Source organism: Halalkalibacter urbisdiaboli, assembly GCF_002156385.1.
GTDB lineage: Bacteria > Bacillota > Bacilli > Bacillales > Bacillaceae_D > Halalkalibacter_A > Halalkalibacter_A urbisdiaboli.
In genome coordinates, this window is the sequence record NZ_MVJM01000005.1 from 13,705 (window position 1) to 40,256 (window position 26,552).

Sequence of the window (26,552 nt, forward strand, 5' to 3'; positions counted from 1 at the left end):
AGGGCTTTTTTATTTTTATGACAAAAACGCTTGAAGCTCAAGCGTTTTGCCTTTTACATATTAGTCTTGTTCAAAATAATTTTCGAGTGCTTGTTCGTTTTTAACTTTACCTTCAAAATAAGGATTATCCTCGGAAACATCCTCAGAATCAAGATTGGTTTTCATGACAAACATCGGACTCGTTGGAGGTTCGTTAATCACGCGATCAGTAAGCTTATCGAAATCAGGCATTTGATTCTTTTTATCCATCATCCACACCTCCTCGTCATTAGAATGCGGATTCGTATGAATAATATGTAAAAAAATAAAAATGCGAACAGCTGAGCACTGTTCGCAAGAGGTTATTCTACGACAATGTATGCGATCATCGGTCCATTATTCTCGATAGACGCATGTGCCGTGCAGATTAAACGATACGTACCTGCCTCGTCAAAGTTAAGCTGTACCACGGTTTCTTCTCCTTTTTTTACGGAGCCTTTTATATCCGTTCCTTCAATCACAAAAGGATGCTCCATGCCGTTAACACCAAAAATGCGGAGTTTAACATTTTCTCCTTTAGGGATATGAATGGAACCTGGATCCCAGCGGTATGCTTCAATCTCTTTACCATCCTCTGTCTTTGTTTTGAACTCACCAGTTACCATATGTAGCTCAAATTCTTTTTCAGAGCCGATAACTGGAATTGATGCAGGTTCGGAAGTAAATATAAACGCTCCAATCCCTAGTGTTACCCCAAGTGCTGCTACTACAAGCCATAGCTTTTTAATGATAATAAACTTCATTAAGACGACCCCCTTTCTACTATCTATCTCTATGCGGACAAACCTAAAATATTTGTAAAGAACGGAAGAATTCTGGCCTGTTTTTGCAGGAGTAAGCCTAAGAAAGCGGAATGTTATAAATGTAATGCTGAAAGGAGAGTGAATGATGACGAAAGTAGAGAAACTAGTGCAACGTCTAGAGAGCCGTCATCCATTACCGCTGTTATGTCCGAATGAAGCTTGGGATGCTGACATAACGAAACAAATTGAGCAACTGTCTATCAAAGAATTGACGGGGAGAGACGAGCCATCAGAATTAGCGGCTTTGGCAACGAAATCGGCTCTGCTTTTATGGAACGATGAATTAGACAAGTCACATACAATTTCACAAGGGTTACAACAGGAGCTCGGTAGCTACTTACATGGCTTGATGCATCGCCGTGAAGGTGATTTTAGCAACGCAAAATATTGGTATTCGTTCGTTGGCGATCATCCGATGTATGAAACGCTTTATGAGAAAGCGGCATCGATTTCTGAGCAAGTACGCTCATGGGCAAAGTGGGACCCTTATCAGTTTATTGACGCTGTTGAAAAGGTAGTGAAACGTAAGGTTGAGGAAACAGAAGAGGCAGAACAGCTTCGCCGAATTCAAGTAATCGAACTAACATTGCTTTTACAATATTGTCAAAAAGCTTAAGGAGGATGCACAATGAAATATCGTAAGCTCGGAATAACAGACTTAAACGTATCAGTCGTAGGGGTAGGTACATGGCAATTTGGTGGAGAATGGGGTAAAGATTTCAAACAGGAAGAGGTTAACCTAATTTTAGACAAAGCAAACGAGGTAGGCATCAATATAATTGATACTGCGGAGTGTTATGGAGATCATTTATCCGAGGAATTGATTGGCCGCTATCTTCAGCAAACTCACAGAGAAGATTGGATAGTAGCTACAAAATTCGGACATCAGTTTCATGATCATTTGAACCGAACAAACCATTGGTCAGCTGAAGAAGTGCAACAGCAGCTTGAAGATTCATTGAAAGCACTTCGTACAGATTATATTGATCTTTATCAATTTCATTCTGGTGACGATGAAGCATTTGATGATGATGAATTATGGACGATGCTTGATAAACAAGTACAGGCTGGGAAGATTCGTCATCTAGGAATTTCGATTGGCAGCAATGATAATCTACATCAAACAGAGCGTGCAACCGAAGTGAACGCAGGAGCAATCCAAGTTGTGTATAATCGTTTAGATCGTGTGCCGGAGAAGCGTGTGTTTCCTTCCTGTGAAAAGCAAAACCTCGGGGTGCTCGCACGTGTTCCATTAGCTAGTGGTTTTTTAAGTGGAAAGTATAAGCCTGGTGCGACGTTTACTGAAAATGATGTTCGCTACAGTCATGACCAACAGAAGCTGCGAGAGCAATTGCAGCTAGTGGAAAACATTAAGCAACAAGAAGTTCCAGAAGGCGTAGACATGGCACAGTGGGCGCTTGCATGGTGTCTGCAGCATCCAGCTGTTTCGACGGTGATTCCGGGCTGTAAAAATGTTGAGCAAGTTGAGCGAAATGCAAAAGCGGCTGAATTAGATATGGTTAAAGACAACCATCCTCATGCTGTAACGAACATTTAATAACCTGACACCTCTTGATTATTTGAGAGGTGTCTTTTTGATGAAAAGTGAACAATCTAAATTAAATAGGGTTGATAATAATAATAAGGGGGAGGAAATCGATGGAGCGTAAACAAGCATTTAAAGCATTGGTCGGCTCAGTAAATTATAATCTTGCAACACCTGAGTCAGACAAAGATTACAAAGTATTTGTGATTCCAACGTTTACGGATTTGTATCACCGTACGCTTTATTCGGACAGTGTCGTTGGGGCAGCAGTCGATGAGGAAATCCATGATATCCGTAAGCTTGTGAACCTTTTTTGGAAGTCGAATGTGAACTTTGTCGAGGTGCTCTTTTCGAAGGAAATCATAATTCAGGAAAGTGACTCGGTGAAGCAGTATATTCATAACCTTATAACGTTGAGGAATGAGATTGCAGCAATGAATCTTCCGTATCTTTATAAAGCCTGTAACGGTATGTATGTAAGTAAATCAAAGCTTATTGAAAAAGGAAATGAAGGAACTCGTCATTTAGTAGATGAAATTGGATATGATACGAAATCAGCCATGCATGCGTACCGTATTTTAGATTTTATAGAACGATTTGCTGCGAATGATTTTTCCGATTTTAAAGCAGCAATTGAATATGATAACGCAGGAAGAGATTTCATGCTTGGAATTAAGCATGGGGCTCTGACGAAAGAAGCTTACGATGAGCTTGTTCAGGGAAAATTGATGAACTTTAATAACTTGAAAGCTACATATTTAAGCAAACCTCTTAAGGAGGATGTGAAAGCAGAACTAGAATGGAACCTTATCGAGCTTGTTAAAAAAAGGATTCATCAAGAATTACAGGGGCAACTGTGATGAATCGCCCCTCATCTATCATCGCTTATTAAAACGTATACGCAGACCCAACAATGATTAGTAGGATAAATAACACAACAATTAACGTAAAGTTAGTTCCAGTAAAGTGACTCATGAAGAATTCCTCCTTTTTGAGTGACTACACGATATCCCTATGTGGGAGAAGGAAAAATGAGTGGGCGAATGTCCCTGGGTGAGTTGAAATGAGGCAGGTGCCTAACGAACATAAGATACAATGACTAATTCTTCCGATAATTGATAATTATTGTTTAGAAAAAGTTTAGAATTCCTTTATATGGATGTTAGAAATGAACTTTAGGATAAAAAAGGAAATAACATAACATCCATTTGTTTCGGAGGGAGAAAGAGTAATGAAAAATGTTCTTGGGAAAATTGGAGGCTCGATTGTTAAATTTCGTTGGTTTATCCTGTGTTTTTGGGTGGTCGCTACAATTATTGGAGGTGTATATGGTTCACAACTGGCGCCTGCTTTAACGGGAGGTGGTTGGGATGTTCCCAATGCAGACTCGACAACTGCCGCAAGCTTAATAGACGACCATGTTGAAGGTAGAAGTGAGACTAATTTGACTTTTGTAATAAAGGATACACGCTATCAAGTTGGGTCAAATCAATATGAAGAAAATTTAGAAAAGGTCAAAAAATTTTTACTAGATGAACCGGAAATAAGTCAGGTCGTTACGATCTTAGATGTAAGTGAAGAAATGAAATCACAATTTCAAGGAACTGACGCTTATACAAGTTTAGGCTTTATTGAAATGGATATTGACGCTGGTTTTGCACAAAAGGCTCTACCTGACATTCAAGAAAGGTTGGATCAAAAAGCTGAGCAATTAGCGATAGAAGTTGTTTTGTTAGGTGCACCCGCATTTTGGGGAGAAATTAGTAAAATAAGTCAAGAAGGGCTTGAGCATGCCCATCTTTATGCGTTGCCGATTATCGTCGTAGTCCTTCTGTTTGTATTTCGAACAGTTATTTCTGCGTTGACTCCTCTTGTGTTATCGATTACATCGATCGTTATTACGTCTGGCTTACTATTTGGTATAACTCATTTAACTGAGCTTTCGGTGTTTGCTCAGGATTCTGCGATGATGATTGGTCTTGGAGTAGGAATTGATTTTGCTCTTGTATTTGTTATGAGGTTTAAAGAGGAGATAGCTAGGGCTACAGTTAAAGATGCAATAGAGAAGACTATGTCGACAGCTGGTCATGCTATTCTTTTTTCAGGGATTACCATTATAGGGACGATGGCTATGATTCTATTTGTTGAAGTAGCGGCAATCCGTTCAATTGCTCTTGGAATTATTGTCGTAGTATTTCTGTTATTACTTACAAGCTTAACCCTACTACCTGCATTTTTAGCTATAATAGGAATAAAGATTAACGCCCTTAAAATCCCTTTTCAAACAAGTAAAGGGGGTGGAGGGAAATGGTACCGATTGTCACGTCGGGTCATGAGGCGGCCTATTCTGTATTTAGCAGGAGCCGTATTCGTATTACTTTCGTTATCATGGCCAGCCTTACAGTTAGAAACAGCCTCATCAGATGTAAGGATTTTACCAGATGGTTCGAATATAAAACAAGGTGTCGAACAGCTACAAGACGGTTTTGGACTTGGATACACCTCACCAATTCAAGTTGTCGTTCATTTAGAAGATAAAAAGGCAACGGATGTAGAGGTGTTGCAACAAGTCGACTCGTTAATTAACAGAATTCGTTTAGATGAAAATGTGGAAGGCGTGACGTCGATATTATCTTTTTTTGAAGGAGTAGATAAAGAGTTTATTCGCTTAGCTCTCGATGAAGGTCAGATTGATGAACATACGAGACGCCAGCTGCAAAGATATGTAAATGAATCACAAAATACGTTGATTATTGAAATTGTTACAAAGCATTACGCTTCTAGTGATGAAACTAAAGCACTTGTAACTGAATTAAGAGAGAACATGGTTCCTAATGCAATAAGCGATGCACTCGTTGTAGTCGGCGGGGAAACAGCTCAAGGAATGGATACAAATGAGTCACTCAGTCATAGCTTGAAGTATGTCTTAATCTATACGTTAGTTTTCATTTTTGTCGTTCTAATGATTACATTTAAAAGCATTTTATTGCCTTTAAAGGCTGTTATGATGAATTTGCTTTCTTTAAGTGCAACCTATGGAGTCGTCGTTGCTGTGTTTAATTGGGGTTGGGGTGGTGATCTATTAGGTTTTGGTGATTATGGGATGCTCCAGGAGCTAGTCCCAATTCTCTTATTGGGTTTATTGTTTAGTTTAAGTACGGACTATGAAGTTTTTCTTTTAGAACGGGTAAAAGAAGAATTTGAAGAAAGCAACAATAGCGATGAGAGTGTTGCAATTGGTCTTGAGAAAACGGCCCCTATGATATCGGGTGCAGCTCTTATTATGGTCGCTGTGTTTGGCTCCTTTGCCTTTGCTGGTATTTTACCGATGCAGCAACTAGGTTTGGGTATGGCAGTTGCCATTGCGCTTGATGCAACGATTGTACGATTATTTCTTGTTCCAGCCACAATGAAATTACTTGGCAAGTGGAACTGGTGGTTCCCAGGTAAAAAACAAAGCTGGGAAGAGAAGATTGCAAACAAAGCGGTTAGTTAAAATAGGAGGAAAATGCAAATGTCCATCCGTTTTAAGCTACTTATATCATATATTTTAGCAATTCTTGCGCCAATCATTCTCCTTTCGTTATTTATTCTTCTAACGATGAACATCTTTAGTGAACACCTTTCTGGACTAAAGAATTTTTATAATATAGCTGAAACGGATACATTTGAAAGCTTTTTAAATGATGAGTTATTTCCGATTGTAAATGTTCAAAATGAGGTGCGACAAGACCCGGACCACTTATTAACAGAATCCTATTTAAGTTTGTACACTAGTCAGTTAGAAAAGAGGCAGGCCGGTTTTTTTGTGATAAAGGGGACAGAATTCATTTATCAATCAGATCTTTTTACTAAAGCTATTACTGAACAGCTATCCAAACCTTATGGGCCATCTATCTATCATACCGAAGCTATTACGATGGATGGTCGTAGTTATCAAAGCTTACGGATGGCGGTCGAATATGGAGACGGTACGCCAGGTGCGCTTTATTTAGTCATTGAAACGAGTCCGATTGTAAAAATACTGAATACATCCTTACCGACTGTCGGTCTCCTATTCCTCTTTTCTGTTATTGTGACAAATTGTTTGCTTACTCATTTTATTTCTCGAAGTGTTATTAAAAGTTTACAAGATCTAAAAGGTGCAGCAGAGCATATAAAAGAAGGGAATTTAGATTTTAGTTTAGAGACGTGTCACTGTAAAGACGAAATTGGGCAAGTGGTCGATGCATTCGAGGAGATGAGGATTCGGCTAAAAGAATCGATCGAAACAAATCTTAAAGTCGATAATAATCGGAAAGAGCTCATTTCAAACATTTCGCATGATTTACGAACGCCGGTGACAGCAATAAAAGGCTACGTAGAAGGTATTCGTGACGGTGTTGCAAATAATCCTGAGAAGCTTGACCGCTATATTGAAACGATCTATAAAAAAGCGAGTGATTTAGATAAATTAATTGACGAGTTATTTTTCTATTCAAAACTTGATTTAAAACGCGTATCGTTTCATTTTGAAGAAGTAAATAGCAACGACTATTTACAGGATTGTATTGATGATTTACGAATCGATTTTCGTTGCAAGAACGTACACTTTAACTATGAAAATAACAATTTATATGAAACAACGGTTATGGCCGATAGAGTTCAGTTAAAAAGAGTCATTCTCAATATCATTGAAAATAGCTTAAAATTTATAGAAAAAGAAGAAAAAAGAATTTCTGTTACGTTAAAGGAAGAAGCGGAGTATGTCGCAATTGAAATAACCGATAATGGAATCGGGATCTCCTCCGAACATCTTCCCTTAATTTTTGACCGATTTTATCGGGAGGACTCCGCCAGATCAAACGAAAATGGTGGAAGTGGTCTCGGATTAGCCATTGCAAAGGAAATCATCCTTGCTCATGGTGGAAGGATTTGCGCTGAAAGCAAGCTTGGAGATGGTACGACGATACGTTTTACCTTAAAGAGAGTTCTTTCTGACGACGCTTATGCAAAAGAAAAGGGAGGGATAGAGTGAAAAGAATTTTAATCATTGAGGATGATTTAAGTATAGCCGAACTTCAACGGGATTATTTAGAAATGAGTGAAATGGATGTCGTGATCGAAACAAGAGGTGATCTCGGTTTACAGAAAGCATTAACCGAAGCATTCGATTTACTAATTCTTGATTTAATGCTCCCGAATATGAATGGTTTTGATATATGTAAACAAATTCGCTCCCAAACCAATCTCCCTATTTTGATGGTATCCGCTAAAAAAGAAGATATTGATATCATAAGAGGACTTGGCTTAGGGGCTGATGACTATATGACAAAACCTTTTAGTCCAAGTGAGCTTGTTGCCAGAGTGAAAGCTCATTTAGCTCGTTATGAAAGGCTTGTGGGACAAGAATCTAAAGTGAAAGAGGAGCTTTGCATTCGTGGACTTATCATCGACAAGAGAGCAAGAAGAGTTTATGTTAATGAAAAAGAAGTGACGTTAACCTCGAAAGAATACGATTTGTTGATGTTTCTTGCGATTCACCCAAATCAAGTATTTACAAAAAACGATTTATTTGAACGAATATGGGGGATGGACTCAGCTGGAGATATCGCAACTGTCACCGTTCATATCGGAAGAATTCGGGAAAAAATAGAATTGACATCAGCAGAACCTCAATATATTGAAACTATTTGGGGTGTTGGGTATCGTTTTAAAGCATGATGGGCTGTGTGTGAAATGGTTGTCAGGCTAAAATGTTGGAGATAATATCATTGGCTTTGGTTCGTATCATTACAAATATATGACAGGCATGAAGGTGAAACGAGACGCGAAGAATTAGTAAAGGACTTTGTGGTAGGGCTTGTGTGTATATTAATAAAGTACCAGATATTAATATTGATGTGCTAAAGCTACTTATTATGCAATCCGATAAGTACTCAATTAAAAAAAGAGACTGGCCAAAGGTAAAAATCTGAAGGTCAGTCTCTTTTATCTTAAGATTCCTTAAAAAATGCTAATTGGTTTTTTCCGTGTCCTTTCGCTTTATACATAGCCTGATCCGCATATTTTTTCAGTTCTGATAAAGTCGAGGCATGCTTAGGGTACATCGAAATACCAAGACTAGCGGTTACCTTTAATTCCTCACCACGAAATACGACAGGCTCTTTCACTAGTCCAATAATATTCTTAGCGATTTCTTGGACAGAATCTTGATTGTCTTTCCGAATAATAAAGGCAAACTCATCCCCACCTAATCGAGCGACCATGCCAATATCCTTCACACAATCCTGTAACCTTTGAGCAACCTCAATTAAAAGCTCATCCCCAAATGAATGTCCATGTGTATCATTAATTTCTTTAAATTCGTCTAAATCGAGAATCATAATAAAAAGAGATTCATCAGTCATGACAGAATCAAAATAGTTTCGTAAAAGAAGCCGGTTTGGAAGCTTTGTTAAATCGTCATGATAGGCTAAAAAGTAAATTTTCTCCTCGTCTCTTTTTTTCTCTAACGCAATCGAAGCAAGTGCGGAAAAGTTACTTAAGCGCTCAATTTCTTCATTTGAAGGTGAGGTTGGCTCTTTGTAATAAATAGCGAATGTTCCAAGTACATCATGATTTGATGCAAAAATTGGGAAGGACCAGCAGGATTTTAACCCTTCTGCTACAGCAAGTTCCTGATAATTCTCCCACAAAGGATCATGTTGGATATCCGTAACAATGACATGTTCTTTTCGATAGGCCGCGGTTCCGCATGATCCCTGTTTTGGACCGATTGGTACTTGGCGAAGTAGGTGTTTATAGGTATCCGATAAAGTTGGTGCTGACAATAGCGTTAGGATATTCGCTACAGGATCAGAGCCAAGAATGGAACAGTATACAGCTTGATTTAATTGTTCTACAGTATAGCAAATTTGATCTAAAATACCATCCAAGGAGCTTCCTTGGGCAATGGCTGTTAAAATTTTGTTATGGTCATGTAATTCTTTTTGCGCTTGCTCTCTTTTAAGAATTTCTTCATCAAACTCCATTAAGGTTTTTATATAGTCCGCCATACTTTGAATAAAGGAGATATGATTCTCGTTAAAATGGAATGGAATTGAATCAACGGCACAAAGTGTTCCAATGATCACACCGTTTTTTGCCGTTATTGGTGTTCCAAGGTAACTTTTTAAGCTTTTTGATATTTCCAATTCCTTTGTCATAGGATGAAGGGTTAAATCAGGTATCGCTAGCGGTTCACGACCGCAACCAATATTAACTTTTCATAAAGAATCCATATATAAATGTTCGGAGCCCTTAACAACTAAAAGCTCTTCTTTATTAAAGGCTTGAACGATACGATTTGTTTTGCCATCGTTTAAAGCAATATAAAAAGTATTTGTCCCGATAAAATTAGCCATCATTTTAAACACTTGCTTTGCCGAGGTCATTAATTTTGGTACATTCATGATAATATGCTCCTCTGTAAATTATGCTAAATTATATTGTAATAAAAAAAGTGGACAATGAGTAGTAAAGAAATTTGAAAAAGAAGATCAGTAGCGATCTGTTAGGGTAAAAAATGTAGTGATAAATATTCCAAGAAAACTCAGAGTTAAACTTGTCATTATTTAATATCGGGTGGCGTTATTGAGGCTATTGAAGGTGCAAAACAAAGCTTATATACAATTGAGGTATCAATGATTAGATTAATTGAAGTCAATCCCGAGTTAGCGGATGATCCCTACGTTCAAACGGTACTAGGAGGAGCAGTACAATAACTTTCGGGTGGAGATACTGATTCATGCTTTATTTGCAATCACGAAAAGGAACAGATGTTATGAAGAAATAGTAAATAGATGGTGAGTTGCCTTCAAGGGTATTTGGAGGCATTTTATTTATTATTTGATTATCTCTTACGAAGTTGTAGAGAAACGACAAGGGGAGCCCTTGTCGTAGGTAATTATCTATTAAACGATATAATCCGACCTACAATTACGAGTAGGGTAAATAACACAATGATTAATGTAAAGTAGCTTCCTGTTACGTGACTCATAAAGAATAACCTCCCTTTTTGAGTAACTACACGAAATCTTTAAGTAGATATGTAGTTAATGGGTGGGGGAATGTCTCGTTTCCCTAATAAATAGGTGAGTGTCCCCGATTGCTTCTATCTATAGAAATGTTTCCTGTTTTTTTCTAAGGAGTTATTGTCTTTTTCGTGAAGTTATGTTAGATTATTAAATCTAGCCGCAAAAAAATATCTCAAAAAACACTTGCGTAGAACTTTATAACGTGATATATTATTACTTGTCGCTGACAACGGACTTGAATAGTCCTTAAAAAACTTTTAAAAAGTTGTTGCGTAGAACAAATTATTATGTTATGATAATAAATGTCGCTGATGAGTGACAAACAAGTTCTTTGAAAACTGAACAAAAGCCAAGCGAAAAAGAGATTGTTTTATTTCGATAAAATCAAATCTCGTCAATTTATTATTTATTCGAGCTAATCAGCTCACCATTTTTATGGAGAGTTTGATCCTGGCTCAGGACGAACGCTGGCGGCGTGCCTAATACATGCAAGTCGAGCGGACTGATTAAGAGCTTGCTCTTATGACGTTAGCGGCGGACGGGTGAGTAACACGTGGGCAACCTGCCCCTTAGACTGGGATAACATCGAGAAATCGGTGCTAATACCGGGTAAGAGATGCAACCGCATGGTTGTGTCATAAAAGATGGCTTCGGCTATCACTAAGGGATGGGCCCGCGGCGCATTAGCTAGTTGGTAAGGTAACGGCTTACCAAGGCGACGATGCGTAGCCGACCTGAGAGGGTGATCGGCCACACTGGGACTGAGACACGGCCCAGACTCCTACGGGAGGCAGCAGTAGGGAATCTTCCGCAATGGACGAAAGTCTGACGGAGCAACGCCGCGTGAGTGATGAAGGATTTCGGTTCGTAAAACTCTGTTGTTAGGGAAGAACACGTGCCGTTCGAATAGGGCGGCACCTTGACGGTACCTAACCAGAAAGCCACGGCTAACTACGTGCCAGCAGCCGCGGTAATACGTAGGTGGCAAGCGTTGTCCGGAATTATTGGGCGTAAAGCGCGCGCAGGCGGTCTTTTAAGTCTGATGTGAAAGCCCCCGGCTCAACCGGGGAGGGTCATTGGAAACTGGGAGACTTGAGTGCAGAAGAGGAGAGTGGAATTCCACGTGTAGCGGTGAAATGCGTAGATATGTGGAGGAACACCAGTGGCGAAGGCGACTCTCTGGTCTGTAACTGACGCTGAGGCGCGAAAGCGTGGGGAGCAAACAGGATTAGATACCCTGGTAGTCCACGCCGTAAACGATGAGTGCTAGGTGTTAGGGGTTTCGATGCCCTTAGTGCCGACGTTAACACATTAAGCACTCCGCCTGGGGAGTACGGCCGCAAGGCTGAAACTCAAAGGAATTGACGGGGGCCCGCACAAGCAGTGGAGCATGTGGTTTAATTCGAAGCAACGCGAAGAACCTTACCAGGTCTTGACATCCTTATGCCCTCCCTAGAGATAGGGATTTCCCTTCGGGGACATAAGTGACAGGTGGTGCATGGTTGTCGTCAGCTCGTGTCGTGAGATGTTGGGTTAAGTCCCGCAACGAGCGCAACCCTTGATCTTAGTTGCCAGCATTTAGTTGGGCACTCTAAGGTGACTGCCGGTGACAAACCGGAGGAAGGTGGGGATGACGTCAAATCATCATGCCCCTTATGACCTGGGCTACACACGTGCTACAATGGATGGTACAAAGGGCAGCGAAGCCGCGAGGTGGAGCCAATCCCATAAAGCCATTCTCAGTTCGGATTGTAGGCTGCAACTCGCCTACATGAAGCCGGAATTGCTAGTAATCGCGGATCAGCATGCCGCGGTGAATACGTTCCCGGGCCTTGTACACACCGCCCGTCACACCACGAGAGTTTGTAACACCCGAAGTCGGTGGGGTAACCTTTTGGAGCCAGCCGCCTAAGGTGGGACAGATGATTGGGGTGAAGTCGTAACAAGGTAGCCGTATCGGAAGGTGCGGCTGGATCACCTCCTTTCTATGGAGTTTAACTCTAGTCGACAGACAACTTCGGTTGTTTGACGCTTGTGCTATTTGTTCAGTTTTGAGAGAACTCAAAACTCTCAATTATAATTGGAAGGATTTACTCCTTTCAAAAATTTGTGTCTAGTGTTATAGTAAATAACCTAGCCGTAAATATGGTTCTTTGAAAACTAGATAATGAATGTAAACAATGTTTTGTTCACCGGAGTCTTAACTGACTTTGTTTGAACGAGCATGTCAAGAATTCAAAACGACTTTTTTAAATAAGACGTTTTGGCAAAGAGAACCGAGAAGTTCGAGGAAACAAGTGGCTGAGGAATGGAGCGTACACCCGTACGTGACATGACCGAAGACCATGCAGTTGACGAAGAAATTCGAAGGTTATCTGAAGCCAAATGGTTAAGTTAGAAAGGGCGCACGGTGAATGCCTTGGCACTAGGAGCCGAAGAAGGACGTGACGAACGACGAAACGCCTCGGGGAGCTGTAAGTAAGCTTTGATCCGAGGATATCCGAATGGGGGAACCCATCATCCGTAATGGGATGGTACCCGTATCTGAATACATAGGATACGAGGAGGCAGACCTGGGGAACTGAAACATCTAAGTACCCAGAGGAAGAGAAAGCAAATGCGATTTCCTGAGTAGCGGCGAGCGAAACGGAAACAGCCCAAACCAAGAGGCTTGCCTCTTGGGGTTGTAGGACACTCTATACGGAGTTACAAAGAAACGGAGTAGATGAAGCGGTCTGGAAAGGCCCATCATAGAAGGTAACAATCCTGTAATCGAAACTTCGTTTCCTCTTGAGTGTATCCTGAGTACGGCGGGACACGTGAAACCCCGTCGGAATCCGGGAGGACCATCTCCCAAGGCTAAATACTCCCTAGTGACCGATAGTGAACCAGTACCGTGAGGGAAAGGTGAAAAGCACCCCGGAAGGGGAGTGAAAGAGATCCTGAAACCGTGTGCCTACAACTAGTTGGAGCCCGTTTATGGGTGACAGCGTGCCTTTTGTAGAATGAACCGGCGAGTTACGATCCCGTGCAAGGTTAAGCTGATAAGGCGGAGCCGTAGCGAAAGCGAGTCTGAATAGGGCGCCATAGTACGTGGTCGTAGACCCGAAACCGTGTGATCTACCCATGTCCAGGGTGAAGTTCAGGTAACACTGAATGGAGGCCCGAACCCACGCACGTTGAAAAGTGCGGGGATGAGGTGTGGGTAGGGGTGAAATGCCAATCGAACTCGGAAATAGCTGGTTCTCCCCGAAATAGCTTTAGGGCTAGCCTCGAGGTGAGAGTATTGGAGGTAGAGCACTGATTGGACTAGGGGTCCCCACAGGATTACCGAATTCAGTCAAACTCCGAATGCCAAATACTTATCCTCGGGAGTCAGACTGCGAGTGCTAAGATCCGTAGTCAAGAGGGAAACAGCCCAGACCATCAGCTAAGGTCCCAAAGTATACGTTAAGTGGAAAAGGATGTGGAGTTGCCCAGACAACCAGGATGTTGGCTTAGAAGCAGCCACCATTTAAAGAGTGCGTAATAGCTCACTGGTCGAGTGACTCTGCGCCGAAAATGTACCGGGGCTAAACGTATCACCGAAGCTATGGATTGACACCTTATGGTGTCAGTGGTAGGGGAGCGTTCTATGTGCAGCGAAGTCAGACCGAGAGGACTGGTGGAGCGCATAGAAGTGAGAATGCCGGTATGAGTAGCGAAAAGAGGGGTGAGAATCCCCTCCGTCGAAAGCCCAAGGTTTCCTGAGGAAGGCTCGTCCGCTCAGGGTAAGTCGGGACCTAAGCCGAGGCCGAAAGGCGTAGGCGATGGACAACAGGTTGAAATTCCTGTACCACCTCCTCACCGTTTGAGTAATGGGGGGACGCAGTAAGATAGGGTAAGCGCGCTGATGGATATGCGCGTTCAAGCAGTTAGGCTGGTAAGTAGGCAAATCCGCTTACCGCATAGGCTGAGCTGTGATGGCGAGGGAAATATAGTACCGAAGTTCCTGATTCTACACTGCCTAGAAAAGCCTCTAGCGAGGTGAGAGGTGCCCGTACCGCAAACCGACACAGGTAGGCGAGAAGAGAATTCTAAGACGCTCGGGAGAACTCTCGTTAAGGAACTCGGCAAAATGACCCCGTAACTTCGGGAGAAGGGGTGCTCTGATAGGGTGCAAGCCCGAGAGAGCCGCAGTGAATAGATCCAAGCGACTGTTTAGCAAAAACACAGGTCTCTGCGAAGCCGCAAGGCGAAGTATAGGGGCTGACACCTGCCCGGTGCTGGAAGGTTAAGAGGAGGGGTTATCCATTAGGAGAAGCTCTGAATTGAAGCCCCAGTAAACGGCGGCCGTAACTATAACGGTCCTAAGGTAGCGAAATTCCTTGTCGGGTAAGTTCCGACCCGCACGAATGGTGTAACGATTTGGATACTGTCTCAACGAGAGACCCGGTGAAATTATAGTACCTGTGAAGATGCAGGTTACCCGCGACAGGACGGAAAGACCCCATGGAGCTTTACTGTAGCTTGATATTGGATGTTGGTACAGTTTGTACAGGATAGGTAGGAGCCTTGGAAGTCGGAGCGCCAGCTTCGATGGAGGCGTCGGTGGGATACTACCCTGACTGTGCTGACATTCTAACCTCGAACCGTGATCCGGTTCAGGGACAGTGTCAGGTGGGCAGTTTGACTGGGGCGGTCGCCTCCTAAACAGTAACGGAGGCGCCCAAAGGTTCCCTCAGAATGGTTGGAAATCATTCGTAGAGTGCAAAGGCAAAAGGGAGCTTGACTGCGAGACCTACAAGTCGAGCAGGGACGAAAGTCGGGCTTAGTGATCCGGTGGTTCCGCATGGAAGGGCCATCGCTCAACGGATAAAAGCTACCCTGGGGATAACAGGCTTATCTCCCCCAAGAGTCCACATCGACGGGGAGGTTTGGCACCTCGATGTCGGCTCATCGCATCCTGGGGCTGAAGTAGGTCCCAAGGGTTGGGCTGTTCGCCCATTAAAGCGGTACGCGAGCTGGGTTCAGAACGTCGTGAGACAGTTCGGTCCCTATCCGTCGCGGGCGTAGGAAATTTGAGAGGAGCTGTCCTTAGTACGAGAGGACCGGGATGGACACACCGCTGGTGTACCAGTTGTTCCGCCAGGAGCATCGCTGGGTAGCTACGTGTGGACGGGATAAGTGCTGAAAGCATCTAAGCATGAAGCCCCCCTCAAGATGAGATTTCCCATGGAGTTAATCCAGTAAGACCCCTCAGAGATGATGAGGTTGATAGGTCTGGTGTGGAAGCGTGGCGACACGTGGAGCTGACAGATACTAATCGGTCGAGGACTTATCCAATAACATTCTTGACAGATGTCACACTCAGATTGTGACTTGTTTACACATTATCTAGTTTTGAGAGAATCATCTCAACATTCTTAGTTTGACAAAGAAAACCAAGAAGTTCGAGGAAGCAAGTGACTGAGGAATGGAGCGTACACCCGTACGTGACATGACCGAAGATCACGCAGCTGACGAAGAAATTCGCCGGTTATCTGAAGTCAAAAAGTTTGGTGGCGATAGCGAAGAGGTCACACCCGTTCCCATGCCGAACACGGTCGTTAAGCTCTTTTGCGCCGATGGTAGTTGGAGGATTCCTCCTGCGAGAGTAGGACGTTGCCAGGCATAACTAAATAATTTCTTATTATGGGGCCTTAGCTCAGCTGGGAGAGCGCCTGCCTTGCACGCAGGAGGTCAGCGGTTCGATCCCGCTAGGCTCCACCAAATAATTCATGCGGAGGAATACCCAAGTCCGGCTGAAGGGATCGGTCTTGAAAACCGACAGGCGGGTTAAACCGCGCGGGGGTTCGAATCCCTCTTCCTCCGCCATCAAATCTACAACGACACCGGGTGGAGCATGAAGCGAAACTTCGTAGAAAAAACATCGACATGTCTCGACGCATGACCTTCTTGAAACACGAGAAGAGAAAGAGACAACATCATTGAGTAAACAACATCCATTACTATATGACGACGCAGGGTGGAGCATGAAGCGAAACTTCGTAGAAAAAACATCGACATGTCTCGACGCATGACCTTCTTGAAACACGAGAAGAGGAAGAGACAACATCATTGAGTAAACAACATCCATTACTATATGACGACGCGGGGTGGAGCAACGAGCATTCTCATCGTGAAAATGCTACGAGTAACATCGACGCATCAACTTCTTAAAATACAAGAAGAGGAAGATGTATTCTTCATTGAAAAACAACATCCATTACTTTAAAACGACGCGGGGTGGAGCAGTCTGGTAGCTCGTCGGGCTCATAACCCGAAGGTCGGAGGTTCAAATCCTTCCCCCGCAACCAAAAATGGTCCGGTAGTTCAGTTGGTTAGAATGCCTGCCTGTCACGCAGGAGGTCGCGGGTTCGAGTCCCGTCCGGACCGCCATTATAAATCAAATATGGAGGGGTAGCGAAGTGGCTAAACGCGGCGGACTGTAAATCCGCTCCCTAAGGGTTCGGCGGTTCGAATCCGTCCCCCTCCACCACTAATAGGGGCATAGTTTAACGGTAGAACAGAGGTCTCCAAAACCTCCGGTGTGGGTTCGATTCCTACTGCCCCTGCCAGTTGATGATTTATGGCGATTGTGGCGAAGTGGTTAACGCACCGGATTGTGGTTCCGGCATTCGTGGGTTCGATTCCCATCAGTCGCCCCATAAACTAATGGGCTATAGCCAAGCGGTAAGGCAACGGACTTTGACTCCGTCATGCGTTGGTTCGAATCCAGCTAGCCCAGCCATTTTTTATAAGTAGTCTACCATTATTGTTTCTTGGCGGCATAGCCAAGTGGTAAGGCACAGGTCTGCAAAACCTTGATCCCCGGTTCAAATCCGGGTGCCGCCTTCACACCAATTGCCGGGGTGGTGGAATTGGCAGACACACAGGACTTAAAATCCTGCGGTAGGTGACTATCGTGCCGGTTCAAGTCCGGCCCTCGGCACCAACATGCGCCCGTAGCTCAATTGGATAGAGCGTTTGACTACGGATCAAAAGGTTAGGGGTTCGACTCCTCTCGGGCGCGCTATGAAAACATATAGTAGTGACGGGAAGTGGCTCAGCTTGGTAGAGCACCTGGTTTGGGACCAGGGGGTCGCAGGTTCAAATCCTGTCTTCCCGACCATTGTTTTAAGGTCAAGCTTAGATTGTGATTGAAAATAGATGCGGGTGTAGTTTAGTGGTAAAACCTCAGCCACGAGCGTTTACATCGTCGAAACGGCAACGAGTTGTCTCGACACAGCAAGCTACGAAGAGTTGCTAGAAGAGGAAGAGACATGAATGTGCGTAAGATGAATGAGGGTAACAATTGAAAAAGATGCGGGTGTAGTTTAGTGGTAAAACCTCAGCCACGAGCGTTTACATCGTCGAAACGGCAACGAGTTGTCTCGACACAGCAAGCTACGAAGAGTTGCTAGAAGAGGAAGAGACATGAATGTGCGTAAGATGAATGAGGGTAACAGTTGAAAAAGATGCGGGTGTAGTTTAGTGGTAAAACCTCAGCCTTCCAAGCTGATGTCGTGAGTTCGATTCTCATCACCCGCTCCATTTAATTACATGAAATGGGCCTATAGCTCAGCTGGTTAGAGCGCACGCCTGATAAGCGTGAGGTCGGTGGTTCGAGTCCACTTAGGCCCACCATATTCCACAGTAGCTCAGTGGTAGAGCAATCGGCTGTTAACCGATCGGTCGTAGGTTCGAGTCCTACCTGTGGAGCCAAGGAGAAGTACCCAAGTGGCTGAAGGGGCGCCCCTGCTAAGGGTGTAGGTCGTTTACGCGGCGCGAGGGTTCAAATCCCTCCTTCTCCGCCACTTTTATAAATGGCCCGTTGGTCAAGCGGTTAAGACACCGCCCTTTCACGGCGGTAACACGGGTTCGAATCCCGTACGGGTCACCAACGAAATGGAGGATTAGCTCAGCTGGGAGAGCACCTGCCTTACAAGCAGGGGGTCGGCGGTTCGATCCCGTCATCCTCCACCATATATTCCGGTCTAGCTCAACTGGTAGAGACGAGCGTTTACCTCGTCGAGTAAGCAACGAGTTGTCTCGACGTAGTCAACTACGGAGCATTACTAGCTAGAGGAAGAGACACAAGAGCATAAGGTTCGATTCACATAATAGCATGCCGGTCTAGCTCAATTGGTAGAGCAACTGACTTGTAATCAGTAGGTTGGGGGTTCAAGTCCTCTGGCCGGCACTTTTATATTATTAAACTTGCGGGTGTGGCGGAATTGGCAGACGCGCTAGACTTAGGATCTAGTGTCTTATGACGTGGGGGTTCGACTCCCTTCACCCGCATTTCAAAACTGAGCGCCCTTAGCTCAGCTGGATAGAGCAACGGCCTTCTAAGCCGTCGGTCGGAGGTTCGAATCCTCTAGGGTGCGCCATTTAACTACATACCTTTCAAGGCACGAATCATTTCTTAATGTTTCGTGCCTTTTTGTTAGGGGTTGTAGTTAAAATATGGTATGATTTCCTATATTAAAATAGAAATGAGTAGAGGTCTTAAAATGGCTAACGTAATATTATTTGATTTAGATGGTACGTTATTACCGATGGATACTGATTCATTCGTAAAACATTATATTAAAGAACTAGCACCGAGAGTAGGGCATATTCTAGAACCGAATTTATTTGTGAAGGCCCTATTGGCAGGAACGGATGCGATGATTCATAATCTTGATTCTAAAAAGACAAATGAACAAGTGTTTGAAGAAACTTTTTTAAGATTGACAGCTTTAAAAAGAGAAGAGATTTGGCCGACATTAGATGATTTTTATGAGACGGTGTTTCCGACTTTTTCTAGCTTAACTCAACCAACGCCACTAGCGAAGAGTCTTTTAGAAGAAGCAATTAGTCAAGGCTATAAATTAGCGATTGCTACAAATCCAGTCTTTCCAAAGGTAGCGATATATCATCGACTTCAATGGGCTGGAATTGCTGAGGTACCATTTGAGCTTATCACGGTGTATGAAGAGAGTTCGTTTACGAAGCCTCATCATTATTATTATGAGTCGATTTGTGAGCAATTACATACAAAGCCAGAAGATTGCATCATGATTGGAAATGATATGCAAGAAGATATGGTTGCAGGAACACTAGGAATGAAGACGTTCTTAGTTGAAGGAAATGTCATTGATCGTGGTACATCAAACTATCCAATTGATGATCACGGTACATTGGAAGAACTCTATCAAAAGCTACAAAAGCAAGAAGGGATTTTCGCTAAAGCGTGAAGGCATATACATTCATTTTGCTCTGACCACTGCCACCATCTAGTTGTTGCAGCGACTAGTTTTCGTTTTTCTACGGAAAACATCCGTCTGAGTGTACCAAAATAGTATTGCATAAAGGTATTGTCAATCCGGTTTTGTTTATATTGAAAGACCGTTTGCTTAAACGTTTTGATAATCGTTGGCAAAAGAGATTTAACAGGAGTGCTCTCATCAAAGTTAGCGCCGTAATACGCTATTTAGGTTTTCGTCCATAATTCGCAAATGGTTGATGCTTGATTGAAGGTTGAAAGGGTCGGGGATTGAGTCGGGGACGAATGTGAAATCGAGTTCTGAATGGTTATCTAACGTTGACGTATCAAGACGTTTAGTATATTTCTTTTTATCTTTCTTTAGAAAAATGATGTTCGAAAGTGTCAGAGCTCACTCCATTGATTCGTAAATTCTTTTACATTTGAAAACTGAATTAATTGAGTGAATTGTTCAATATTTCTTGATTTCATTTTTTTATTCCTCCTTAGTACGTTGCTTCATTTTATATATACATATAAAAATATATATTTAAAAGGAGTCATGAAATGGAACACAATGGTGATTGGAAAACGTTGTCCAACGAAGCATTAACAAAGGAGGAAAAGCTAAAATGGGCTAAAGTCTGTTATCCTGAACTGGTTCAGCTTGTACAGTTGTTACAATCATCCACATATACAGTAGTACTGACTGGTGCTGGAATGTCAACGGAAAGTGGAATTCCAGACTTTCGCTCTCAGTCCGGTTGGTGGAAAAACATTGACCCGCGGAAAGTGGCAACAGTAGATGCATTAGAAGAACATTACTCCTTGTTTCAGGAATTTTATCAAACGAGGGTTAAGGCGCTAGAAAACATTGAACCCCATATTGGACATTATATTCTTGCAAAATGGGAAAAGAAGAACCTGATTCAAGCAATAGCCACGCAAAACGTAGATGGGCTACACCAAAAATCAGGTTCAAAGACAGTCTATCCTTTACATGGTTCGATTCGCTCGTTTCGTTGTCATCATTGTGACCAAGCGGTTAAAGAAGAAGTGTTTATGAATGAGGACTCCTGCAGTATATGTGGCGGAAAGCTTCGGCCAAATGTTGTGTTGTTTGGGGAAACTTTACCAAGTGACGTATGGGACTCCGCTTATCAAAGCATCGAGCAAGCAGATTTAGTCATTGTGATTGGAACAAGCTTAGAAGTGTATCCAGTAAATGAACTACCATCATTGACGAAAGGGAAAACCGTATTAGTAAATGTCGATGAGGTAAGTGGGTTTTATCCCTTTGATGTTATCGTTAAAGGTAAAGCTAAGGAAGTGTTAGAAAAGCTTAATGAGCTACTTGAATTATAGAAATTTTTGTTACATTTCGTGCGTAATCGTAGGGGGATGCCTTTTCTCTTTCACCACAGTAATAAGTAAGAAAATAAAGATGCAAACATAAACGACGAAGGAAAAAATGGCGACTCCAATAATGAAAGAAAGCTCAAAAATGGATTGACCTAAGAGTGTTTGTATGGCAATAGAGATAATAGCAATCGTCCATACAATACCACAAATGTGAATAAGACGCCTTCCATGTATTTTCTGCTGTTGTTCAAGTAACCATGCGATAATGGGAATAAACTGAAGCCCGTGAAATCCAAAGCCATGGAGCCAAATGATATTACCGGTATCACCCGTAAATCTACTTTGAAGAACACTTATCCATATTCCTGCGGCAAAGGAAAGCATTGTCGTTAACATCCCATAACGAATCGCTATAATAATACCGCGACGTCCTTCTGTCAATTTATTTTTTTTGAAAAAGTGACTCGCAAAAACGATGTAAAAACCAATCATCGTAAAAGCTACCAGGCCGAATATCATGGCAAGGATACTATCGATAGGGCTACCAATTTGTGTAAACCTTGGATCGATCCCACGCAAATGCTGTATCGTTTCAAGACCATAGCTATAAAGTGCTGCCACTACATACGCCCATCTAAAGGTAATAAGCATTCGTCTAGACAATTGGGCAAATCCAATAATGAGTGCTGTCGTTATAAGAAAAATCCCAAGTGAAACATTAAAAGAAACAGCCTTTGACAGATTCCCTTCAGCACCGGTAGTAGCGCCAAAGATCATAATATAGATTTGACAAAACAAACCTAACAACAGGCCAAGTAATCCAGTTACCAATAAAACCTTTTCTTTTTTTAAAAGCGAGATCATTTCTTGCATTCGTTATCCTCCTTCTTCAAGATATCCCTAATTTTAGGCTATTTCTTTCCGGAAGTCTCTAGTTTTAAAAAAAAAATACATAAAATTAATACGACTGAAGACGAAACTTCTTATCATATCGAGTCGTTAAATAATGAATGGATGGATAAAGCGAGGAGGTGAGGAGATGGCAGTGGGTAGTTTGGCGCTCTTTGCTATTTTAGCGTTAGGTGTTTTTCTATTGCTTTTAGGAGTGAAAGGTGTAAGCAAGTCAAAAGAAGAGGAGCGAGAAGAAATGGTGAAGCTTGTTTATCATTATGCGGTTGCCTTTATTACATTAATTATGGTTATTGGCGGTGGGGTTTTTGCATTTATGGCTGTAGCAGACTATGTATCACCTAATACGTATATCGAATCATTTGAAGACTACAAAAATATGTACGTTCATCAACCGAAAGAGCAGGTGGAAGCAGGGGGAATCGAACATAAAAGTGACGAAGAATTAAGAGAGCAGTATGTAACGATGAAACAGCAACGAATTGAAAATGCAAAACAACAAGCGATTAATAGTTTAATTAAGAGCTTAGGCTGGATTATTATTCCACTCCCAATCTATTTAATTTTTCAACGTCGGATCAGCCGAGAGAAGAAAGTAATCTAGACTGTTAGGTTGATCATTTACAATTGGTGTTAATAAGAGAGCAACTAGCAAACATATGGTGGGTAGGATAAAGTTGGTGCGACTTACAAATTGTTTACATGGATTATTCCAATAAAACCGGTTACAATAAGAATAGTTAAGAAATGGTCGCAATAGACGGGGAGGTAGCGGTGCCTTGTAACCTGCAATCCGCTAAAGCAGGGTTGAACTCCCACTGAAGGTCGGATGATGTGAAGACTGCCCTATTGATTCAATGATGAAGAAAAAGTTTCTAGCAACGAAAACCCAACGAAACTGGTCAGGTCTGGAAGGAAGCAGCCATAAGTCGGTACCCTTTCGTGTGCTGGAGGTCCTTTTTCTGAGTTGAAGACATAGGTAACGTTTAGGTCATTCAATCATAGGTGGGTTTGTGGCTTTACATAGAATAAAGAGCGAAATCCCTTTTGTGAGGGATTTTTTTGTTGTTTAGGAAACTATAGATAATTGGTTTGTAGGTAAGTGAAAGCATAATCGAAGAAGGCAATGGCTCCACACATTGCTTTAAACAAACCGCTTTGCGGATTTATTCTTGACGAAAAGAGTAAGGGCGATCAGATTTCATTTAAAGAAAAATGTGAAAGCGATTTTTCTTATTTTACCTTCCAATTGCAATGGTATATGATAGAGTAGGTAAGAAATTACATAGCTATGAAGTAGTCAATTTCATATCGGAAGTGACGAAAGATGGTTTTAGGGGAGGAAGAACGTCTGTGTTGGAACAAAATGTGACGAGACTTACTGTTGATGGGAAGGAGATTATTCTTCTTGGAACAGCTCATGTATCGAAGCAAAGTGCTGAGCAAGTAAAAGAACTGGTCGAAACAGAAAAGCCTGACACGGTTTGCATCGAGTTAGATGAACAACGCTATCAATCGATGATGGATCAGGATCGCTGGAAAAGCATGGATATCTTCAAGGTCATTAAAGAAAAGAAAGCAACGCTATTATTAATGAACCTCGTCATCTCCTCCTTTCAAAAGCGAATTGCCAAACAATATGAGATTAAGCCCGGACAAGAAATGATTCAGGGGATTGAATCAGCTGAAAAAATTGGTGCAAACCTTGTTCTAGCTGACCGGAACATCCAAATTACGTTTGCACGAATTTGGAGTGGGGTAGGGCTGATGGGAAGAGCTCGTCTTCTTATGGAGATTATCGGCAGTATCTTTAGTAAGGACGAAATCACAGAGGAAGAATTAGAAAAACTTAAATCAGAAGATATGCTTAATTCGATGCTTCATGATTTTACTGTGAATTTCCCTAAACTTAAGGTACCTTTAATTGACGAGCGTGATCAATTCTTAGCACAAAAAATTAAAGAAGCACCAGGTAACAAAATTGTTGCTGTATTAGGAGCAGCCCACGTTCCTGGTATAAAAGAAGAAATTAAGAAAGATCATGATTTACAAGCATTGTCGGTTAGACCGAAAAAATCAAATGCGCCAAAACTGATTGGCTGGTTGATTCCGATTTTTATCCTAGCGATTATCGGCTATGCCTTTTTAGCTAATCCGGACGCAGGTGTCGATTTAACGATGAGCTGGATTCTCTGGAACGGTTTCTTTGCAGCACTTGGAGCAGCCATTGCATTTGGTCATCCACTTACAATACTAGCTTCCTTTATCGTTGCACCTTTTACCTCCTTGTACCCATTATTGGCAGCAGGGTGGTTCTCGGGAATTGCCGAGGCCTACTTCCGCCGTCCGAAAGTAGCCGATTTCGAAAACCTATCGGATGATGTGTTTACATTAAAAGGATTTTGGAGTAATAAAGTAACCCGGATCCTTCTCGTTGTGGTCTTAACGAATGTAGGAAGTACGTTAGGAACAGTCATCGGTGGGGCTGATGTGATTCGATTGTTTATTAAAAATATTTTAGGAACATAAATGTGAAAGCTGCCTTCAAATAGGTGGCTTCTTTAAATTAAGAAAGATGCAATAAAAATAATAATAATAGTAATTTTGGGAGGTGCCTTGAAATGAAAATAGCACTTATTTTAGTGTCATTATTTATCCTAATTCTATCGAGTTGTTCTTCTTTTGACAATTGTGTTTGTGCTGACGAAGAAGAGTCACAAAGTGAAAGGTATGTACAACCTTAAACGGCTCTCACTGATTGTTGATCTTACTGTCGAATCTCTATTACATTAATCTTATCATTCTACACGGCATACATAATCTACCCACCGATAGATGATACATAATCCGATAAGGCATAGCATTACTCTAAGAAAAAGGCCTTAATTAGATAATTGGGCAAAAATGGAATGGCAGAGCTATAATAAAAAAAGACTATTTTTAACAGAGGTGACCTATGGATAATGAAATGATTGAAATTTTTGATGAATATAAAAAATCATTAGGTGTAGCAAGCCGGAGAGACGTTCATAAAAACGGCTATTGGCATCAAACGTTTCATTGTTGGTTTGTTGGTGTAGAAAAAGGAGTCGAGTATATCTTTTTTCAAATTAGAAGCGATATGAAAAAAGATTTCCCAACACTTTTAGATATCACTGCAGCCGGGCATATTTTAGCTCATGAAACTATGGATGATGGAATCCGAGAGGTTAAAGAAGAATTAGGTGTTGACGTTTCATTTAATGAATTAACTGAATTAGGTGTTATTGAGGATTGCATAATAAATGATAATTTTGTTGATAATGAATTTGCTAATGTTTTCTTATACCGAAGTAATAAATTAAAAGATAAATATATCCTACAAAAAGAAGAAGTATCAGGAATCGTTAAAACAGAATTTAAAGATTTTTATAATCTTTGCTTCGGATACATAGATGAAGTATTAATTAATGGATTTAAGATCGACACCTTTGGAAAAGAGATACCTATTGAAAAAAAGGTTAATAGATTAGATTTTGTACCACATCCAGATACATATTTAAAAAAAGTTGCAAAACTAATTAAAGAGAGTTTGTAGATTGTGTTAGTTTTGCACAATTGCTTCAAGAAACTAAATTGCGATGCTTCAATACGAGGAGAATCGCTTTCCTTGTTTAACTCGTTGTAGTTGAATAGCACCTAATTCCAATTAGTGGTATTTTAATAGGGAATCGAGCTGTAGATATTGATGATGTCTTGTTAAATACAATGGGTGGATTAGTTGGAATTCTGTTGTTTGTCATTTATAAAAAGTTGATTTTAAACAATGTAAATACAAAGGTTTTCACATCGATTTAGTCTAACGTTTAAGATTTGGAAAATCCTTTATTAGCAAACAAAATGCATGAATTCACAATAGCAGCGGTGAGTTTTCATAGGCTTATTCTATCAACCTTTTTCTTTGGTGATTAAATAATGGTCATAATAGTTGGACATGAGAGAATTATAAATTATGGTGAAGGTTAATTAATTTTGTTTAGGTAATATAGGCAATTGCTCCAAAAGAGTTATCGTTGGTAACGTCCAGTTTGTTTAAAGAAGAATTTCAGTATTTTAACATTTTAGTACATCTTGTACTTATAGTAAGTGGGTGGTGTAATTGTTGGTTTTGTAAAAAGTTTGAGCAAAATGGTACTGATAACCTTGATAAACGAACAAAAAGAAAAAGCTTGTTTTGAAAAAAACAAGCTTTCAGACCGTAGACAAAACGCCTTTGAGAAATGACTCTCAAAGGCGTTTTCGCGTATTTCCGTCTATTGTCTGTTGGTGACGCTGGAGGATGGGTGTTCCTCCAGTGCCAGTTGGCTAATTTTTTTAGGTTCATGGCAGTGAAAACAAGCATCGCCTGCATTGAGTTTTTTTCCAACCCTTTTAGGTTGGTCCAACGCATACCATGCTTTTGTTTGAGATCGGCAAAGACACGTTCAATCGTTTCTTTACGCTTGGCGTAAATCTCTTTATTTACCTCTGTGTGTCGTAAGTGTTCGGCTTCATCCAAAGCATCCTGCCAAATGTGTCGTAAAACC

19 protein-coding genes, 21 tRNA genes, 3 rRNA genes, 1 other RNA gene and 1 pseudogene are annotated in these 26,552 nt (G+C 41.6%); 37 read left to right on the plus strand and 8 right to left on the minus strand.

All coding sequences use genetic code 11. The features are described from left to right. Positions 1–60: 60 nt before the first annotated feature. Both B1R93_RS20635 and B1R93_RS20640 read right to left on the minus strand, forming a co-directional pair. On the minus strand, positions 61–249 hold the full coding sequence (locus tag B1R93_RS20635) for a hypothetical protein (protein WP_088105833.1): 189 nt from the start codon (positions 247–249) through the stop codon (positions 61–63). Between the two features lie 92 nt (positions 250–341). Then, on the minus strand, positions 342–782 hold the full coding sequence (locus tag B1R93_RS20640) for a cupredoxin domain-containing protein (protein WP_088105834.1): 441 nt from the start codon (positions 780–782) through the stop codon (positions 342–344). A gap of 145 nt (positions 783–927) precedes the next feature. On the opposite strand from B1R93_RS20640, the gene B1R93_RS20645 reads away from it, so the two are divergent. From B1R93_RS20645 to B1R93_RS20655, 3 genes are all read left to right on the plus strand, one after another. Then, positions 928–1,458 (plus strand): hypothetical protein, encoded by a 531-nt coding sequence (locus B1R93_RS20645; RefSeq protein WP_088105835.1) that lies wholly within the window; start codon positions 928–930, stop codon positions 1,456–1,458. A gap of 12 nt (positions 1,459–1,470) precedes the next feature. After that, on the plus strand, positions 1,471–2,400 hold the full coding sequence (locus tag B1R93_RS20650) for an aldo/keto reductase (protein ID WP_088105836.1): 930 nt from the start codon (positions 1,471–1,473) through the stop codon (positions 2,398–2,400). Between the two features lie 101 nt (positions 2,401–2,501). After that, complete coding sequence (locus tag B1R93_RS20655; protein WP_088105837.1) at positions 2,502–3,248, plus strand: DNA polymerase beta superfamily protein; 747 nt, start codon at positions 2,502–2,504, stop codon at positions 3,246–3,248. Positions 3,249–3,276: 28 nt separating this feature from the next. Here B1R93_RS20655 and B1R93_RS20660 read toward each other — a convergent pair whose 3' ends face one another. Further along, a complete protein-coding gene (locus tag B1R93_RS20660; protein WP_088105838.1) occupies positions 3,277–3,363 on the minus strand; it encodes a YjcZ family sporulation protein in 87 nt (28 codons plus the stop codon). Positions 3,364–3,619: 256 nt separating this feature from the next. Between B1R93_RS20660 and B1R93_RS20665 the strand changes: the two genes are divergently transcribed. The 3 genes from B1R93_RS20665 to B1R93_RS20675 are packed head-to-tail and all read left to right on the plus strand — an operon-like array spanning position 3,620 to position 8,091. Further along, positions 3,620–5,884, plus strand: a complete 2,265-nt coding sequence (locus B1R93_RS20665) for an MMPL family transporter (protein ID WP_088105839.1) — start codon at positions 3,620–3,622, stop codon at positions 5,882–5,884. A gap of 18 nt (positions 5,885–5,902) precedes the next feature. Then, a complete protein-coding gene (locus tag B1R93_RS20670; protein WP_165763903.1) occupies positions 5,903–7,405 on the plus strand; it encodes a sensor histidine kinase in 1,503 nt (500 codons plus the stop codon). Further along, the gene (locus B1R93_RS20675) at positions 7,402–8,091 is read left to right on the plus strand and encodes a response regulator transcription factor (RefSeq protein WP_088105841.1); all 690 of its coding nucleotides are present in this window, start codon (positions 7,402–7,404) and stop codon (positions 8,089–8,091) included. Before B1R93_RS20670 ends, B1R93_RS20675 begins: the two co-directional genes overlap by 4 nt. Positions 8,092–8,363: 272 nt before the next feature. Here the strand turns inward: B1R93_RS20675 and B1R93_RS20685 are convergent, their stop codons facing one another. The 3 genes from B1R93_RS20685 to B1R93_RS20695 all read right to left on the minus strand — a co-directional run bounded on the left by B1R93_RS20685 (position 8,364) and on the right by B1R93_RS20695 (position 10,408). Next, positions 8,364–9,626, minus strand: a complete 1,263-nt coding sequence (locus tag B1R93_RS20685; protein ID WP_280949511.1) for a diguanylate cyclase domain-containing protein — start codon at positions 9,624–9,626, stop codon at positions 8,364–8,366. A gap of 9 nt (positions 9,627–9,635) precedes the next feature. Continuing rightward, on the minus strand, positions 9,636–9,821 hold the full coding sequence (locus tag B1R93_RS20690; protein WP_088105843.1) for a hypothetical protein: 186 nt from the start codon (positions 9,819–9,821) through the stop codon (positions 9,636–9,638). A gap of 494 nt (positions 9,822–10,315) precedes the next feature. Then, positions 10,316–10,408 carry a YjcZ family sporulation protein gene (locus tag B1R93_RS20695; RefSeq protein ID WP_088105844.1) on the minus strand — a complete coding sequence of 31 codons (93 nt, stop codon included), beginning with the start codon at positions 10,406–10,408 and terminating at the stop codon, positions 10,316–10,318. A 469-nt stretch (positions 10,409–10,877) separates the two neighbouring features. On the opposite strand from B1R93_RS20695, the gene B1R93_RS20700 reads away from it, so the two are divergent. The 26 genes from B1R93_RS20700 to B1R93_RS20825 all read left to right on the plus strand — a co-directional run bounded on the left by B1R93_RS20700 (position 10,878) and on the right by B1R93_RS20825 (position 21,081). After that, positions 10,878–12,430: ribosomal RNA gene (locus B1R93_RS20700) — 16S ribosomal RNA — on the plus strand. Between the two features lie 402 nt (positions 12,431–12,832). Continuing rightward, positions 12,833–15,770: ribosomal RNA gene (locus B1R93_RS20705) — 23S ribosomal RNA — on the plus strand. A gap of 211 nt (positions 15,771–15,981) precedes the next feature. Continuing rightward, positions 15,982–16,097 (plus strand): 5S ribosomal RNA (rrf, locus tag B1R93_RS20710). Together the 16S, 23S and 5S rRNA genes with 21 tRNA genes alongside form the textbook arrangement of a ribosomal RNA operon. Positions 16,098–16,120: 23 nt before the next feature. Further along, a tRNA-Ala gene (locus tag B1R93_RS20715) sits at positions 16,121–16,196 on the plus strand. Between the two features lie 12 nt (positions 16,197–16,208). Beyond that, positions 16,209–16,301: transfer RNA gene (locus B1R93_RS20720), tRNA-Ser, on the plus strand. Positions 16,302–16,706: 405 nt separating this feature from the next. After that, positions 16,707–16,783: transfer RNA gene (locus B1R93_RS20725), tRNA-Met, on the plus strand. A 5-nt stretch (positions 16,784–16,788) separates the two neighbouring features. After that, positions 16,789–16,865 (plus strand) — tRNA-Asp (locus B1R93_RS20730). A 15-nt stretch (positions 16,866–16,880) separates the two neighbouring features. Continuing rightward, positions 16,881–16,965: transfer RNA gene (locus B1R93_RS20735), tRNA-Tyr, on the plus strand. 5 nt (positions 16,966–16,970) lie between these two features. Further along, positions 16,971–17,044, plus strand: a tRNA-Trp gene (locus tag B1R93_RS20740). A gap of 14 nt (positions 17,045–17,058) precedes the next feature. Further along, positions 17,059–17,134: transfer RNA gene (locus tag B1R93_RS20745), tRNA-His, on the plus strand. Between the two features lie 8 nt (positions 17,135–17,142). Further along, positions 17,143–17,217 (plus strand) — tRNA-Gln (locus B1R93_RS20750). Positions 17,218–17,250: 33 nt separating this feature from the next. After that, a tRNA-Cys gene (locus B1R93_RS20755) sits at positions 17,251–17,321 on the plus strand. Between the two features lie 11 nt (positions 17,322–17,332). Further along, positions 17,333–17,421: transfer RNA gene (locus tag B1R93_RS20760), tRNA-Leu, on the plus strand. Between the two features lie 4 nt (positions 17,422–17,425). Then, positions 17,426–17,499: transfer RNA gene (locus tag B1R93_RS20765), tRNA-Arg, on the plus strand. A gap of 22 nt (positions 17,500–17,521) precedes the next feature. Continuing rightward, positions 17,522–17,598, plus strand: a tRNA-Pro gene (locus B1R93_RS20770). A 348-nt stretch (positions 17,599–17,946) separates the two neighbouring features. Further along, positions 17,947–18,020, plus strand: a tRNA-Gly gene (locus B1R93_RS20775). A gap of 16 nt (positions 18,021–18,036) precedes the next feature. Next, a tRNA-Ile gene (locus B1R93_RS20780) sits at positions 18,037–18,113 on the plus strand. A 3-nt stretch (positions 18,114–18,116) separates the two neighbouring features. Beyond that, a tRNA-Asn gene (locus tag B1R93_RS20785) sits at positions 18,117–18,191 on the plus strand. Between the two features lies 1 nt (position 18,192). Then, positions 18,193–18,283: transfer RNA gene (locus B1R93_RS20790), tRNA-Ser, on the plus strand. A gap of 11 nt (positions 18,284–18,294) precedes the next feature. Beyond that, positions 18,295–18,369, plus strand: a tRNA-Glu gene (locus B1R93_RS20795). Between the two features lie 7 nt (positions 18,370–18,376). Then, positions 18,377–18,452, plus strand: a tRNA-Val gene (locus tag B1R93_RS20800). Positions 18,453–18,596: 144 nt separating this feature from the next. Continuing rightward, positions 18,597–18,669 (plus strand) — tRNA-Thr (locus tag B1R93_RS20805). Between the two features lie 19 nt (positions 18,670–18,688). Beyond that, positions 18,689–18,770: transfer RNA gene (locus B1R93_RS20810), tRNA-Leu, on the plus strand. Between the two features lie 12 nt (positions 18,771–18,782). Further along, positions 18,783–18,859: transfer RNA gene (locus tag B1R93_RS20815), tRNA-Arg, on the plus strand. 123 nt (positions 18,860–18,982) lie between these two features. After that, complete coding sequence (locus B1R93_RS20820) at positions 18,983–19,708, plus strand: HAD family hydrolase (RefSeq protein WP_088105845.1); 726 nt, start codon at positions 18,983–18,985, stop codon at positions 19,706–19,708. A 575-nt stretch (positions 19,709–20,283) separates the two neighbouring features. Beyond that, on the plus strand, positions 20,284–21,081 hold the full coding sequence (locus B1R93_RS20825) for an SIR2 family NAD-dependent protein deacylase (RefSeq protein ID WP_088105846.1): 798 nt from the start codon (positions 20,284–20,286) through the stop codon (positions 21,079–21,081). Between the two features lie 9 nt (positions 21,082–21,090). Here B1R93_RS20825 and B1R93_RS20830 read toward each other — a convergent pair whose 3' ends face one another. Next, positions 21,091–21,951, minus strand: a complete 861-nt coding sequence (locus tag B1R93_RS20830; protein ID WP_088105847.1) for a hypothetical protein — start codon at positions 21,949–21,951, stop codon at positions 21,091–21,093. Between the two features lie 166 nt (positions 21,952–22,117). On the opposite strand from B1R93_RS20830, the gene B1R93_RS20835 reads away from it, so the two are divergent. The 5 genes from B1R93_RS20835 to B1R93_RS23995 all read left to right on the plus strand — a co-directional run bounded on the left by B1R93_RS20835 (position 22,118) and on the right by B1R93_RS23995 (position 25,824). Then, a complete protein-coding gene (locus B1R93_RS20835; RefSeq protein WP_088105848.1) occupies positions 22,118–22,591 on the plus strand; it encodes a hypothetical protein in 474 nt (157 codons plus the stop codon). A 147-nt stretch (positions 22,592–22,738) separates the two neighbouring features. Further along, an RNA gene (gene ffs, locus B1R93_RS20840) (signal recognition particle sRNA large type) lies at positions 22,739–23,004 on the plus strand. 336 nt (positions 23,005–23,340) lie between these two features. Then, on the plus strand, positions 23,341–24,516 hold the full coding sequence (locus B1R93_RS20845; RefSeq protein WP_088105849.1) for a TraB/GumN family protein: 1,176 nt from the start codon (positions 23,341–23,343) through the stop codon (positions 24,514–24,516). A 427-nt stretch (positions 24,517–24,943) separates the two neighbouring features. After that, positions 24,944–25,564: an NUDIX hydrolase gene (locus B1R93_RS20850; protein WP_088105850.1), complete on the plus strand. Its 621-nt coding sequence runs from the start codon at positions 24,944–24,946 to the stop codon at positions 25,562–25,564. A 125-nt stretch (positions 25,565–25,689) separates the two neighbouring features. Further along, on the plus strand, positions 25,690–25,824 hold the full coding sequence (locus B1R93_RS23995; protein ID WP_425348991.1) for a VanZ family protein: 135 nt from the start codon (positions 25,690–25,692) through the stop codon (positions 25,822–25,824). 263 nt (positions 25,825–26,087) lie between these two features. Here the strand turns inward: B1R93_RS23995 and B1R93_RS23545 are convergent. Beyond that, positions 26,088–26,552 (minus strand): annotated as a pseudogene (locus tag B1R93_RS23545) (transposase); the annotation flags it as partial.

What these genes read in the sequence shown, in the direction of transcription:
- B1R93_RS20825 (WP_088105846.1), top strand. Translation starts at nt 20,284, where the DNA reads ATGGAACACAATGGTGATTGGAAAACGTTGTCCAACGAAGCATTAACA.
- B1R93_RS20850 (WP_088105850.1), top strand. Translation starts at nt 24,944, where the DNA reads ATGGATAATGAAATGATTGAAATTTTTGATGAATATAAAAAATCATTA.
- B1R93_RS20665 (WP_088105839.1), top strand. Translation starts at nt 3,620, where the DNA reads ATGAAAAATGTTCTTGGGAAAATTGGAGGCTCGATTGTTAAATTTCGT.
- B1R93_RS20650 (WP_088105836.1), top strand. Translation starts at nt 1,471, where the DNA reads ATGAAATATCGTAAGCTCGGAATAACAGACTTAAACGTATCAGTCGTA.
- B1R93_RS20695 (WP_088105844.1), bottom strand. Translation starts at nt 10,408, where the DNA reads ATGAGTCACGTAACAGGAAGCTACTTTACATTAATCATTGTGTTATTT.
- B1R93_RS20690 (WP_088105843.1), bottom strand. Translation starts at nt 9,821, where the DNA reads ATGAATGTACCAAAATTAATGACCTCGGCAAAGCAAGTGTTTAAAATG.
- B1R93_RS20820 (WP_088105845.1), top strand. Translation starts at nt 18,983, where the DNA reads ATGGCTAACGTAATATTATTTGATTTAGATGGTACGTTATTACCGATG.
- B1R93_RS20635 (WP_088105833.1), bottom strand. Translation starts at nt 249, where the DNA reads ATGGATAAAAAGAATCAAATGCCTGATTTCGATAAGCTTACTGATCGC.
- B1R93_RS20655 (WP_088105837.1), top strand. Translation starts at nt 2,502, where the DNA reads ATGGAGCGTAAACAAGCATTTAAAGCATTGGTCGGCTCAGTAAATTAT.
- B1R93_RS20645 (WP_088105835.1), top strand. Translation starts at nt 928, where the DNA reads ATGACGAAAGTAGAGAAACTAGTGCAACGTCTAGAGAGCCGTCATCCA.
- B1R93_RS20830 (WP_088105847.1), bottom strand. Translation starts at nt 21,951, where the DNA reads ATGCAAGAAATGATCTCGCTTTTAAAAAAAGAAAAGGTTTTATTGGTA.
- B1R93_RS20640 (WP_088105834.1), bottom strand. Translation starts at nt 782, where the DNA reads ATGAAGTTTATTATCATTAAAAAGCTATGGCTTGTAGTAGCAGCACTT.
- B1R93_RS20670 (WP_165763903.1), top strand. Translation starts at nt 5,903, where the DNA reads ATGTCCATCCGTTTTAAGCTACTTATATCATATATTTTAGCAATTCTT.
- B1R93_RS20835 (WP_088105848.1), top strand. Translation starts at nt 22,118, where the DNA reads ATGGCAGTGGGTAGTTTGGCGCTCTTTGCTATTTTAGCGTTAGGTGTT.
- B1R93_RS20660 (WP_088105838.1), bottom strand. Translation starts at nt 3,363, where the DNA reads ATGAGTCACTTTACTGGAACTAACTTTACGTTAATTGTTGTGTTATTT.